General features: G+C 62.2%; 13 protein-coding genes and 1 riboswitch. Of the genes, 4 read left to right on the top strand and 9 right to left on the bottom strand.

All coding sequences use genetic code 11. The features are described 5' to 3' along the window. Positions 1-83 precede the first annotated feature (83 nt). Positions 84-305: riboswitch (cobalamin riboswitch) on the top strand. Between the two features lie 280 nt (positions 306-585). From FF80_RS01890 to FF80_RS01880, 3 genes are all read left to right on the top strand, one after another. Next, a complete protein-coding gene (locus FF80_RS01890; protein ID WP_052153067.1) occupies positions 586-1,383 on the top strand; it encodes an ABC transporter ATP-binding protein in 798 nt (265 codons plus the stop codon). A gap of 17 nt (positions 1,384-1,400) precedes the next feature. Then, the gene (locus tag FF80_RS01885) at positions 1,401-2,348 is read left to right on the top strand and encodes an ABC transporter substrate-binding protein (RefSeq protein WP_035097137.1); all 948 of its coding nucleotides are present in this window, start codon (positions 1,401-1,403) and stop codon (positions 2,346-2,348) included. Between the two features lie 79 nt (positions 2,349-2,427). Then, on the top strand, positions 2,428-3,450 hold the full coding sequence (locus tag FF80_RS01880) for an iron ABC transporter permease (protein WP_152558228.1): 1,023 nt from the start codon (positions 2,428-2,430) through the stop codon (positions 3,448-3,450). 39 nt (positions 3,451-3,489) lie between these two features. Here FF80_RS01880 and FF80_RS01875 read toward each other — a convergent pair whose 3' ends face one another. The 5 genes from FF80_RS01875 to FF80_RS01855 all read right to left on the bottom strand — a co-directional run bounded on the left by FF80_RS01875 (position 3,490) and on the right by FF80_RS01855 (position 7,426). Next, a complete protein-coding gene (locus FF80_RS01875) occupies positions 3,490-3,735 on the bottom strand; it encodes a siderophore-interacting protein (RefSeq protein WP_035097135.1) in 246 nt (81 codons plus the stop codon). Positions 3,736-3,744: 9 nt separating this feature from the next. Next, positions 3,745-4,503 carry an ABC transporter ATP-binding protein gene (locus FF80_RS01870; RefSeq protein ID WP_035097134.1) on the bottom strand — a complete coding sequence of 253 codons (759 nt, stop codon included), beginning with the start codon at positions 4,501-4,503 and terminating at the stop codon, positions 3,745-3,747. Beyond that, the gene (locus FF80_RS01865) at positions 4,500-5,384 is read right to left on the bottom strand and encodes an iron chelate uptake ABC transporter family permease subunit (protein ID WP_244445685.1); all 885 of its coding nucleotides are present in this window, start codon (positions 5,382-5,384) and stop codon (positions 4,500-4,502) included. Before FF80_RS01865 ends, FF80_RS01870 begins: the two co-directional genes overlap by 4 nt. A 115-nt stretch (positions 5,385-5,499) precedes the next feature. Next, the gene (locus tag FF80_RS01860) at positions 5,500-6,459 is read right to left on the bottom strand and encodes an iron chelate uptake ABC transporter family permease subunit (RefSeq protein WP_035097132.1); all 960 of its coding nucleotides are present in this window, start codon (positions 6,457-6,459) and stop codon (positions 5,500-5,502) included. Positions 6,460-6,517: 58 nt separating this feature from the next. After that, positions 6,518-7,426: an ABC transporter substrate-binding protein gene (locus FF80_RS01855; protein WP_035097131.1), complete on the bottom strand. Its 909-nt coding sequence runs from the start codon at positions 7,424-7,426 to the stop codon at positions 6,518-6,520. On the opposite strand from FF80_RS01855, the gene FF80_RS21545 reads away from it, so the two are divergent. Further along, on the top strand, positions 7,401-7,889 hold the full coding sequence (locus FF80_RS21545) for a DUF4123 domain-containing protein (protein ID WP_152558227.1): 489 nt from the start codon (positions 7,401-7,403) through the stop codon (positions 7,887-7,889). The genes FF80_RS01855 and FF80_RS21545 overlap by 26 nt on opposite strands. Positions 7,890-8,471: 582 nt before the next feature. On the opposite strand, the gene FF80_RS21540 is transcribed toward FF80_RS21545, so the two are convergent. The 4 genes from FF80_RS21540 to FF80_RS01830 form a co-directional block, all read right to left on the bottom strand. Continuing rightward, positions 8,472-8,690, bottom strand: a complete 219-nt coding sequence (locus FF80_RS21540; RefSeq protein WP_152558226.1) for a hypothetical protein — start codon at positions 8,688-8,690, stop codon at positions 8,472-8,474. 55 nt (positions 8,691-8,745) lie between these two features. Next, entirely contained in the window at positions 8,746-9,492 is a 747-nt protein-coding gene (locus tag FF80_RS01840) for a DUF6683 family protein (RefSeq protein WP_152558225.1), read from the bottom strand. Between the two features lie 290 nt (positions 9,493-9,782). Beyond that, positions 9,783-11,291 carry a DUF5060 domain-containing protein gene (locus tag FF80_RS01835; RefSeq protein WP_035097126.1) on the bottom strand — a complete coding sequence of 503 codons (1,509 nt, stop codon included), beginning with the start codon at positions 11,289-11,291 and terminating at the stop codon, positions 9,783-9,785. Beyond that, complete coding sequence (locus FF80_RS01830; RefSeq protein ID WP_035097125.1) at positions 11,288-12,886, bottom strand: DUF5060 domain-containing protein; 1,599 nt, start codon at positions 12,884-12,886, stop codon at positions 11,288-11,290. The genes FF80_RS01835 and FF80_RS01830 overlap by 4 nt, the downstream gene beginning before the upstream one ends. Positions 12,887-12,901: the final 15 nt, after the last annotated feature.

Raw genomic sequence — 12,901 nt, 5'->3', positions numbered from 1 at the left:
GGATGCGCTCACTTTCCTGCAAGCAGTTGGGCGCGCTCAGCGCGGCCCGATGCACACCCCTTGACTTGCCGCGCCCATGATGGCTTGTTGGCGCCGTTGAAGGTTCCTTCGCGGCCTGCCGGCCAACGGGGATTAAAAGGGAACACGGTGCGACGTACCCATCAGGGCGCAAAACCGTGGCTGCCCCCGCAACTGTAAGCGGTGAGTTCTGCTGGAAATTGCCACTGATCCTTGTCGGATCGGGAAGGCCCAGACAGCGCATAGACCCGTGAGCCAGGAGACCTGCCATCGACATGTCTTCAACCCGGCCGGGGTGTGCCGCGGAGAACGATGATGGCGCATGACGATTCTATTGCCGGTCTATGCCTGATGGGTTCGCCTGGTTTGCCCCCGTATCTTGCGGAGGTTTCCAGTGGGACAGCCAGGCTCATGCGGCAGCGATAATCGCCGCACACAAATCCACCAGCCCTCTTCGCATTGCCACCCAGCAAGAATGCCATATTGCGAAGCTGTTGTACGTAATGTAATAACATCACGCTTGTCCCGATCTCCCCGGCTTGCGCCTCATCATCTGCGGAGCCTGGCATGATTGCGATGCAACATTGGGTGGGCTCGCGGCCCGCCAGCCTTTCCCTCGATCAGTTGCGCTGGGGACCAAGTCCGCAGCACGCCATCATCGAGGGACTGCAGTTTGCCGTGCAACCGGGCGAGATGCTCGCCGTGGTTGGCCCGAACGGCGCCGGAAAATCGAGCCTGCTGCGCTGTCTCTATCGTTACCACCGGCCGACCGCCGGACGGGTATTGCTTGATGGCCAAGACCTCTGGACGCTCAAGCCTCGCGCGGTGGCGCGCCGCATATCCACGGTATTGCAAGAGCCAGTGACGGATTTCGGCCTGACGGTCGCTGAAATCGTGGCGCTCGGCTTGACGCCGCACCTTGGAGGCCTTGCCGTGCCGCATGAAGAGCCGGTTCTGGCGGCGCTTGGCTTGCTCAATCTCACCGCGCTTGCACCCCGAAATTTCTCCAGTCTTTCAGGGGGCGAAAAGCAGCGTGTGCTGATCGCCCGCGCCCTGGTGCAAAAACCCGACCTGCTTATCCTGGATGAACCGACCAACCACCTTGATATTCGCCACCAGCTTGAAGTGCTGGCGCTTCTGGCAGAACTGCCCACGACCGTGGTGGTGTCGCTGCATGATCTGGCCCTGGCATCGGCCCATGCCGACCAGGTTCTGGTGCTGGAAAACGGGCGGCAGGTCGATATCGGCCGCCCGCTCGACGTGCTGACCCCGGCAGCGGTCCGACAGACCTTTTCCGTCGCCACCACCATCGACACCCACCCGGCAACGGGACGTCCCCGCTTCTCATTTCACCTGCCGCTCTAAGTTTAGGAGTTTCAAACATGCGTCCCGCCCTCGCTCTGTTCGCCACCGGCGTGCTTGCTGTCATAACGACTGCCGCCAATGCCTATCCCGTGACTGTCAAAAGCTGCAATCGCGAGGTGACCTTCGAGGCTGCGCCCGCGCGAGCCGTCTCCAATGACGTCAACCTCACCGAGATGATGCTGGCCCTGGGCCTTTCCGGCCACATGGCCGGCTATACCGGCGTTTCCGAGTGGAAGACGCTGGACGAGACCCTGCGCGCCAATGTTGCGCAATTGCCCGAACTCTCGCCCGATTACCCGACCAAGGAAGTGCTGCTCGGCGCCGATGCCGACTTCTACTTTGCCGGCTGGAACTACGGCATGAAGGTGGGCGGCGAGGTCACCCCCGAAACCCTGGGCGCTTTCGACATCGCGGTTTACGAGCTCACCGAGAGCTGCATCCACATCATGGACAGGCCCAAATCCTCGATGGACGACATGTATGCCGACCTGCTCAACCTGGGCACCATCTTCGGCGTCGAGGACAAGGCCAAGGCGCTGGTCGCCGGCTACAAACAGGAATTGGCCGATTTCAGCGCGACGCTGCCGGCCAGCGAAACCCCGCCCAAGGTATTCGTCTATGACTCGGGCGAGGACAAGCCGTTCACCGCCGGCCGCTACGCCATACCCACCGCGCTGATCGAGGCGGCCGGTGGCACCAACATCATGGATGACGTGGCCTCGAGCTGGGTCGAGATCGGCTGGGAGCCGGTGATCGAGCGCAATCCGGACGTGGTGGTCATCGTCAATTATGGCGATATCACCGCCGAACAGAAGATCGCCTTCATGAAGGACAATGCCGCCTTCAAGGATATGCCGGCTGTGCTGAACGACCGCTTCGTCGTGCTCGAATATGTCGAGGCGACGCCGGGTCCGCGCAATATCGCCGCCATCAAGCGGCTCGCCGCTGCCTTCCATCCTCAATGAGTTATCGGCCGCTCGGTCCGTCCGGCCCACATCCACCATGAACCACAAACACCTCGTCGCCGGTCCACGGCATGCCATTATGCATAACTTGCCGCTGCTCACGGCCGGCCTCGTCGCCCTGCTGTTCATCGTGATGATGGCCGGCGTCAGCGTCGGCGCCATCGCCATTCCCCTCGACATCGTCTGGAGCGTCGTGGTCAATCATCTTGCCCCGGGCGGCATCGATGTCACCTGGTCGCCCGGCCGCGACAACATCGTTTGGGAAGTTCGCCTGCCGCGCGTCATTCTGGGCGCGATCATCGGCGCCAGTCTCGCCCTGGTCGGCGCCGCCTTGCAATCGGTGACCCGCAACCAGCTCGCCGACCCGCACCTGCTCGGCATCTCCTCCGGAGCGGCGCTCGGCGCCATCGTCGTGCTGCTGCATACCGGCATGTTTCTTGGCCTCGTCACCGTGCCGATCTTTGCCTTTGGCGGCGCGCTGGTAACCACCGCGGTCGTCGTCGGCGTGGCTAACCTGTCCAACGCCACCAATGCCAGCCGGCTCGTGCTGACCGGCGTGGCCGTGTCCTTCGTCGTCACCTCGCTCGGCAGCCTGGGCATTTTCCTCGGTGACCCGCGCGCTGCCCATACCGTCATATTCTGGATGCTGGGCGGGCTTGGCCTCGCCCAATGGGCGCAGCTTCCCTATCCCCTGCTGGCCCTGGCTGCATGCGGCGCCTACCTCATGGCCAATGCCCGCAACCTCAACGCCATGACGCTGGGCGATGAATCGGCGACCACTCTGGGCATTCCGGCAGCCCGCTTTCGCATGGCCGTCTTTATCGCCTGCGCAATGCTGACCGGGGCCGCCGTTGCCTTTTCCGGCATCGTGTCCTTTGTCGGGCTGATGACCCCCCACCTGGTGCGCATGGTGGTCGGTGGCGATTACCGCCGTGTGCTGCCGCTATCGGCACTGGTCGGCGCCATCTTCCTGGTGCTTGCCGACATTGCCGCGCGCATCATCATCCCGCCCCAGGACATTCCCCTTGGCGTCATAACCGGCCTTGCCGGCGGCGTCTTCTTCATCCTCCTGATGCGGCGGAACGCCCGGCTGGCTTCCTGACCGCGCTGGCCATTATCGCAGGCCTCGGCGCGGTCGTGATCATCGCTCTGTTCTACACAGCTCGATCGATGTATGGCGCTTGGGCGAGCCCTCTGGCCGGTCGAGGCCGTTGGGACCGGGCCCGGGCACCACCGGCGCGGCGCCCTCGGGCGGGAACCAGAGCTTGACGTGGTGGTCATAGGCAACGGATGGAAAGTCGGTGAAGCTGGGGTCGGTGAAGGTGATGCGCGCCATCCGCGGGGTGATGCGCTCGTTGCGAACAACCTCGGCGACGGGACGATCCATGGAAAACTCCTATTCGTAATAGAGGCCGATGCGGCGGCCATCGATGGTCTCGACGCGCACCGGTGTCTGGTAGAGCGCGGTCAGCACGTCGCTGGTGATGATCCGGTCAGGCGGCCCTTCATGGGCGACCCTGCCATCAGCCATGCAGACGATGTGGTCGGAATAGACCGAGGCGAAATTGATGTCGTGCAGCACGACGACAATGGTCTTGCCCAGCTCCCGCGCTGCCCGGCGGAGCTGCTGCATCATGCTCACGGCATGCTTGAGATCGAGGTTGTTGAGCGGCTCGTCGAGCAGCACATAGTCGGTATCCTGGCAGAGCACCATGGCGACGAAAGCCCGCTGGCGCTGGCCGCCGGACAGCTCGTCAAGAAACCGCTCGCTGAGCTCGGCCAGGTTGAGATAGCCGATGGCCGCGTCGATATGGGTCTTGTCCCCGGTCGTCAGCCGGCCCTTGCTGTAGGGATACCGGCCGAAGCTGACCAGATCGCGCACCGTGAGGCGCGCGGTCATGTGGTTGTCCTGGCGCAGGATGGAGAGGCGACGGGCCAGCACGTCGCTGGGGGTCGTGGTGACGTCGAGGCCGTCGACCGTCACGGTGCCCCTGTCCAGGCTCATGAGCCGGCTGACCATCGAGAGGAAGGTCGACTTGCCGGCGCCGTTGGGGCCGATGATCGAGGTGATGCCGCCCTTGGGCAGGGTCACCGTAACGCCATCGACCACGCAGGTGGCGCCATAGCTCTTGGTCACACCATCAGCGACGATCATCGCGCGGCCCTCCGCAATATGAGAGTGATGAAGACGATGCCGCCCAGGAACTCGATGATGATCGAGAGGGCCGTATCGAAGGCGAAGAGGCGCTCGAGGATGGTCTGCCCACCGACGAGGCAGGTTATGGCGAGGAGCGCCGCGGCGGGCAGGACGTAGCGATGCCGGCTGGTGCCGACCAGCGAATGGGCGAGGGTGGCGACGAGCAGGCCGAAGAAGGTGATGGGACCGACCAGCGCGGTCGACACCGCGACCAGCACCGAGACCAGCATCAGGATGGTGACGACAGTGCGCCGGTAGTCGATGCCCAGGTTGATGGCATGGGCGCGCCCCAGTCCCAGCACGTCGAGGGTGTGGGCGAGCCGGAGCATGATCAGGCTGGCCAGCACCACGATGACGGTGGCGACGACGAGCAGGCTGGTATCGACGGTGGCGAAGCTGGCGAAGAACGAATCCTGCAGCACCTGGAAGGCATTGGGATCGAGCATGCGCTGCATGAACTGGCTGAGGCTGCGGAACAGGATGCCGAAGACGATGCCGACCAGCACGAGCAGGGTCAGGCTGCGCTCCTCGCCGACGAACAGCCAGCGGAACAGCAGTCCGGAAAACACCACCATCACCACCACCTCGATGCCGAACTGCACTTGCGGATCGATGCCGGTCAGGGCGCCCGCGCCCAGGAAGAACACGGTTGCGGTGGTCAGCAGGATATAGAGCGCGTCAAAGCCCATGATCGACGGCGTCAGGATGCGATTGTTGGTGACGGTCTGGAACAGCACGGTCGATATCGCCACCGAATAGGCGACGAGGCAGAGCGCCAGCAGCTTGCGGCCGCGAAACGGGATGATGAAGCTCCAGCTGCCCCTGGCGCCCAGCGTCATGAAGCAGGCGATCGAAATCAGGGCCAGCGCGGCAAGAACCAGCAGCACCAGCGCCGGGCGCGACAGTCCGGCGATCCGGCGCAGGCCGGGGGCCGGTACGAGGGCGACGGAAGGCTCACGCATGGCGGCGCGTCCGCAGCAGCAGGTAGAGGAAGATGGCGCTGCCGACCACGCCGACCACCACGCTGATCGGAATCTCGTAGGGGAAGCGCACGATGCGGCCGACAATATCGCAGGCCAGCACGAAGCCGGCCCCGGTAACCGTCACCCAGGGCACGGTGCGCCGCATATTGTCACCGACCAACAGGCTGACGAGATTGGGCACGATCAGGCCGAGGAACGGGATAGACCCTGCCGTCACCAGCACAACGGCACTGACCAGCGATACGATTACCAGCCCGAGCACCATGACACGCTGGTAGTTGAGACCGAGATTGGTGGTGAAATCGCGCCCCATGCCGGCGACGGTGAAGCGGTCCGCGGCGATATAGGCGAGCACCGCGCAGCCGAGCCCGATCCACAGCAGCTCGTAGCGTCCACGCAGGATGCCGGAGAAGTCGCCCATGGTCCAGGCCAGCAGCGAGGGCAGCAGTTCGAAGCGATAGGCGATGAAGCTGGTAACGGCACCGATAATGCCGCCGAGCATGATGCCGACAAGCGGCACCAGCATCACGTCACGCAACGGCACGGCCCGCAGGATGCGCAGGAACAGCGCCGTCCCCGCAAGCGCGAAGGCGGCGGCGATGAGCATCTTGCCCATCAGCGGCCAGCCCGGGAAAAACAGGGTCGCGGCGAGGAAGCCAAGGCTGGCCGACTCGGTCGTTCCCGCCGTCGAGGGCTCGACGAAACGGTTGCGCACGATCATCTGCATCACCAGCCCCGCGACGGCCATGGAACTGCCCGAGAGAATGATCGCCAGGGTGCGCGGCACCCGGCTGATCAGCAGCACCTGCATCGGCCGATCTTCCGCACTGGTCGACAGCAAGGCGGCAAGCGAAACGTCGCTTACGCCGATGAACAGGCTCGCGAGCGCCAGGACAAGCGTGACCAGGATGGCAAGGATGAGCAGGCGCAAAGGCAGACCTTCCGGACATCACCCCCGGCCGTATGGCGGGGGTGATGGTTTCAAACGATCAGCCGTTGAGGCCGGTCAGCACCTGGTCGAGCAGCAGCATTACCCCCGTATAGCCATGCATGGTGATGTAGGCCGCCTGCGGGTCGAGGTAGACGATGTGGCCGCCCTCTGCCGCCTTGGTCTGGTTGACCAGTTCGTTGTCGAGCAGGGCTGCCGCGGCGCCGGCCGATTCACCGGTGCCCGCATCGCGGTCCACCACGAAGAGCCAGTCGGGGTTGGTCTCGAGAATGAACTCGAACGACACGCCGTCACCGCCATGGTCGCCGTCTTCCACATCGGCCATGGCCGATGGAATGCCCAGCTGATTGTGGATCCAGGCGACGCGGCTATCCGGACCGTAGACGCCGACATTGCCGGCATTGGTCACGAGGACCAGCGCATTTCCCTTGCCTTCGGCGGCGGCCCTGACCTCGCTCACCTTGGCGTCGAGCGCAGTATTGAGCTCGCTGGCCTTGGCCTGCAGGCCGAAGATCTCACCCAGCCTGGTGAGGTTATTCTTGATGCCGCCGATAATGTCGGAATTGTCGGCAAGCGACATGTCGATGGTCGGCAGGATGTCCTTGGCCGTCGTGTAGGCCTCGGCGGAACGGGCGCCGACGAAATAGACCTGGGCCTCCGAAGCAGCGATGCCCTCGAAGTCGGGTTCGAACAGCGAACCGATCTGCAGCGCATCGGCAGGCAATGCGCTGGCGAGATAGCTCGGCACGTTGGAGGACGGAACACCGGCCACCGTCACGCCGAGCGCCTGGAGGTTGTCGAAGGTCGCCCAATCCTGGACCAGAACCTTACCCGGCACGCCCGGCAGGGTGGTTTGGCCCTGGGCATGCGTGACCACGATTTCCTGCGCCATTGCGGTGGGCACGACGAGGGCGACAGCCGCAATGGTAGCAAACAAAACTGATTTCATGAGCCGTTCTCCTATGAATAGGAAGGCTTTAGCTAATCTGAGAATCAAGATCAACTTTTGTTGCGACATTTATGCGCTCGTCGATCCTCCCGTCGAATGCGAGATGCAATCTAGCAGGCTGCCGAGCCATGGCCGCACTCATCGGTCATTCGTGGATGCAGGTATCTCGAGCCGCCCGTTGTTTCTGGAAGACGGCGATGATGACATTCGCCGTGACGGACCCTGGCTGGTCACGCTGAATAACCGCAAAACACGCGAACATATCGAGGAGATGGTGCTTCAAAAGCCCTGCACCGTGTTCTTGTCATGTCCTGAAGGCGAGCAGGCACTCTGGGGGCACCTGAAATCGCCGCCCAGGATCGTTGTGCTTGTTGCCGCAGCGGGCGGTGTACTGATCGGCATCATCTTGTCCCGTCGCAGGCGACGCACATACCGATATACGCCCCTTCGCGTACGCCGGTGATCCAGTCGGGGTCGCCCTCGATAACGAGCGTGGACCAATCCGGCTCAAGATATTCGGCAAACGCGGGCGGCATCAGTACGGCCAGGGCGGCAAAAGCCGAAGAAAGACAGGCTATTCTCATCGTCAGTATTCCGACATTCTAGGCGGACGCGGTAACTATGGGATGACGCCCTCGGGGCTCAACCGGCTATTCCGCTCTCCACGCATCTGGCGCAATCCATGGCGCGTCGACGGTTGGCGTTTGGGGGCGGGGAAGATTGGTCAAGACGGCAACGGGAAGGGCCTTGCCCGCTGGCGTTTCCGGGTCCACATCGCGGCTAACGATGAGGTGCCTATCCTCCATCTGCGCCGTGCGACGACCGAGAATGGCGACAGCGAATAGATAGCCGTCGCGCGTGTAGCCGGCGGCAGAGAACGACCAACCCTCGTGCCGAAAGCGATCATCTCGTGTCCAGCCGCTCTCTTGCACGTTTTCATCAAGCAATTCGATTAACGTGGGGGGACCGCCAACGACCTGACGGATCTCGCGCGCATTCAGCGGCCTATCCGGCCGCCACAGATAACCGTTTCCCAGACATCGGCTTAGCTGGCGTCGGCCAGGGCGCTGTAGGGCGCCGTCATATCGAGGAACACGAGGCTTTGGACCGGCGGAACCTCGGTCGCATAATTGCCGACGCCGATGCTGTCAGGCAACACCATAGGGTCTGGTGTGGACGTACGCAGCAAAGGTTGCCACAGATTGGGCATTGTAGCGATAGTGGCGATACCGGCGCCCACGATCAGGCCAATCACAAGACCCATCCAGACCCCTGATGTTCTCGGGCGCGGCCGGGTGGTTGCCTCGTCCTGCATGCCGCTACCGCAGCCCCTCGGGCGTCATGTTCAGCGCCGCGAGGTTCAGCCCGAACTGGCTCATGACCGTTTCGCCCACCGCCTCCTGGACGCGGCGCATCTGTTCGGGATCGTTCTGCGCCGACAGAACGAATTGCGAGATCATGGCGGACTGCACGATCATCGCCTCCGCGAGTTGCTGCTTATCGGCATCACTTGCCTGACGGAATGCCGGCGTGGCGCCTATGGCGGCGGCGAGTTGATCCCGCACACTATGCATTGCTGATTTGTCGGGATCAGCAATGCTGCCATGGATCGCCAGCCAGGCGGTTGAGAGATAGAGGCTAATTGCATCAGCCACATTTGACGCGCTCATACCGTAGGGCTGCAGATAGCCCTCCGCGGCATTGATCACGTCGTTGGTGGCGAGCAATTGCTGCAACGCGTTACCAGCCTCGGCGTCGCGGGCGCGGGTCTGCGCGATGAAATCGGCAAGGTTCCGGGTGCGCAATTCCTCCGACGGCGCGAACGTCAGCAGCGTTTTAGGGATTGAGGCCCCGGATGCCGCTGGCCTCGCTCCCTCCGATCTGGTGACGTGGTCCAGCGCCAAAGTATTGGTGAGGGCGCCCATGTCGAATGCGCCATACTGCGCCTGAACCGGGGCGGCCATCAAAACGATGGCCAGTGCAATCCACCAGATTCGTTCTCTTTGCAAGTACCGTCCCCGCCAATCCCAGGCGCCGCCCGTTGAAATACTGGATTTGCGCGACAAGTCGGTGACGATCGGATTTCAATCAATCAGCCGGAAGGTGATCGCCACGCGGACCACACTTGGCTTGTGGTCCATGACGGGAGTCGCTTGCAAACAAGCCAGGCCAGTCGATTGCTGAACGCGGGACGCCCGCAAGCTGTTGATTGCCATTGAGAAGTGATGGAGTGGATGCCCCCTCCCGACGGCATCGCGATGTGCCAAAATTTCTCATAGAACAGAGGATTGGTGAACGTCCGGTCGCCATTGTCGGCGGTCCACGTCAAGCCTTGGGTGATCGTCAAAGCAGCGGCCTATTTTGCCGGGCGTATCCGGAGCGCCAGGTGGGGTCTCCCCGGCAACCGAACCCCGAAAGCGGCATCGGGCTTGCCGCCTCTTACAATGCCGCCATGGCGAGTTGGATGAGGAACAAGGGGCGGGATTCGTTCGGCTGGAGTGATCGTCATTTCCCAAATGTCGATCAAATCGACCTCATAGTCTCCTTCCTCAGCCGGCAAGCCCGTGGTCCACTGGGCTGGCTGATGCTCACCGAAATAGATGTACCGCACGGCCTCATCTTCGGCCGCCGACATTCGGCTCCAGGGCCAGGAATTTGTGCCGCCTAATGGCGTCAAGCCCAAGGTGACATCTTCTTCCAGCAGCTTCCTGAGGAACGCAATGCGCTGCCATGCCTCTCCATGGAGCTTGCCGCCTTTCGCCCACCAGATGATATCTTCCGGATGCTCGAAGGTTTCCCCATGGCCGGCATAACCTCCGCGCAGCAGGGTGATCCAGAAGCGGTGCACCAGTTCCTGCGCAGAAATATTACCCCATGCGGGGAAGATATTGCCTTCGTATTCCGGCTCGTCGTTGATCAGTGGCTTGCCGTAGCCGTCACGCCAGTCGGGTGTCTTCTTGACGTCCCAGTTCTGGATGCAGACATGGGTCACCCACGGCTTGGTATGGTCGTAATTCATCCGAACGTCGCCGTTGTGGATGGACTTCAGGTGCCCATAAGGGTCGTTTTCTTCAAGGATGTGGAAGTAGCGATCCCATTGCTCCATCGGCTTAACGTCGAGCAGGAAATCGTATTCGTTGGCGAGCGACCACCACACATTCCGATAGGCGGCAAGCCGCGCAGCAAGGTAGGCAACGTAGCGATTGTCCTGCTCGGCAGACATCTCGCAATAGCCCCAGCGGTCGTAGGGGTGGAAGATGATAATGTCGGCCTCGATGCTGAGGTCGCGCAGCTTGCCAACCTGCGTTTCGAACTGGCGGAACGCCATTGGGTTCGGCTTGTCGAAATCGCGCTGGCCGTTGGCCCCGATTTCGAACACGTCGTAAAGCGGTTCGTTTGTGTTGAAAGGATAGTCCTTTGGGAACACGCCCATGCGAATCTTGTTGAAACCGGCCGTGCTCAAGGTCTCCAGCGTTTCGGCCTGCAGGCCGAGCGGCTGGTGGGTCCAGGCATAGCAAGTGGTGCCAAAGGGCAGGTAAGGCGTTCCATCGGCATAAGCGAAGTGAAACTGGTTAGCCACTTTGACCGGACCATGGGCGCCCGGCGCAGCTTCGCCCGCGGTGAAGCTGCCGGTCTTGCCACTAAGAGCGGACACCGAAGACGCCGTTTCGTAAGTCCATTCGCCCAGGCTGTCCGGCATGAAGCGGACAATGTAGACCCCTTCCCCATCATAAAAGCCGGGGACCATGATTTCTCGGTCGCCCTGTGCAAAGCGCGCCGACAGGCTGACTTCGAGATAGGGATTGCCATCGGCGGGGCCATCGAGCCGCAGCTCAAAGATATCCCATTGTGCAATGTCGCTCATTGGGTCTGTTCCTTTAAGCGATTGAGACGTTCAAGGCGCATCGCCTGGTAGGGCTTGGCCTTGAAGTGGAGTACGTCACCGCGCTGAACGCTGGGGGAAACCTCGGTTTCAGTCATTTCCCAGGTGTCGATCAGGGTGGCGCGGTACTGTTCATCGGGCGGCACGGCAATGGCGAATTCGCCCGGCTGGTTTTCGCCGAAATAGCTCAGGTAATAGCGGTGCGGCTGGCCGGCGGTGGGGAAATGGGTGCCCACCCGGACCCAGTCTTCCTCGCCGGGATGGGGGTTGATCAATTCGCGCAGATTGGCGTGGTCGAGGCCCCCCGCCATCATGATCTTGTAGGCGCCGGTTGTCGGGGTCGGATCGAGGCCTTCGTCCGGTGCCGCCTCGAGGATGCGCTTTAAAAAGGCGATGCGCTCGACGCTTTCACCGACCAGCTTGCCGCCCTTGGCCCACCACAGGTTTTCGGCATCGTTGTAGAAGGTTTCTCCATGGGTGACGGAGCCCCCAGCGACGGTGCCGTCCCAGAAGCGGTGCACCAGTTCACGCCCGGAAATGTTGCCCCAGGCTTCGGCAATGTCGCCCTCATAGCAGCATTCATCGTCCGATACCGGCTTGCCGAACTGTTTGCGCCAGAGCGCGATCCGGTCGGTATAGGGGCGCTGGATGCTGACATGGGTGATGCGCTCATCACCATAATCATAGGGAGCAAAGCCGTTGTGGATCGAGAGCAGATGCCCAAATGGGTCTGCCTCGGCCACGACGCCGATCATGCGATCCCAATCGGCCAGTGTCTTGCTGAACATGAAATCGTACTCGTTGGCCATCGACCACCAGATGTTAGGGAAGGCGGCGAGGCGCGCGACGACATAGCGGAGATAGCGGTCGTCCTGCTCCGCGCTCATATGGGCAAAGCCCCAGCGGTCATACGGATGGAGCAGGATCAGGTCCGCTTCGATGCCCAATGCCTGCAAATCGGCGATGCGCTTTTCAAGGTGGCGAAAATAGTCCGGCTCGAAGCGATCGCAGTCGAACGCCCAGCCTTCGCCCTTGAAACCGCCCTTCCACTCGCTGCTGCCTTGCTTGAGCAAGGCAAAAGGATAGCGCGGCGGCTCGTTCTGGTTGTAGCGATAGTGTTTGGGGAAGACGCACATGCGCATCTTGGTGAAGGGCGCACCGGCAAGAGTTGCCAGCGTTTCCTCTTCCATTGCGTCGCCCTGAAGGTTCCAGACATAGGCGGTGGTGCCGATATTGATGTAGCGGGAGCCATCAGCGTAACGGAACTGTTCGCCAAAGGCCCTGACCGGACCATGGTCGCCCGGCTTGGCCGGTCCGACATCGACCTGCCCCGCGACGCCATCAAGAGCCTCGACAGTGCTGGTTGTCCGATAGGACCAGGTGCCCTCCGACTGGGGCATGAAGCGGATGCGATAGACCCCGTCGCCGTCATAGAACCCGGGCACGTCGAGCGTCACGTCGCCTTGCGTGAAGGTGGCGCCAAGCTGGACATCGAGAAAGGGATTGCCGCCTGCCGGGCCATCGAGGGCAATCTCGAACAGGCCCCACAGCGTGGCGGAGGAGGCAGCATCGCTCATGGGATGTTTCCTTTT

Origin of the sequence: Devosia sp. LC5, assembly GCF_000735585.1 — a bacterium.
Lineage (GTDB): Bacteria > Pseudomonadota > Alphaproteobacteria > Rhizobiales > Devosiaceae > Devosia.
The sequence above is the reverse complement of the archived record's forward strand: the minus strand, read 5'-3'. Positions and strand labels throughout refer to the sequence as shown.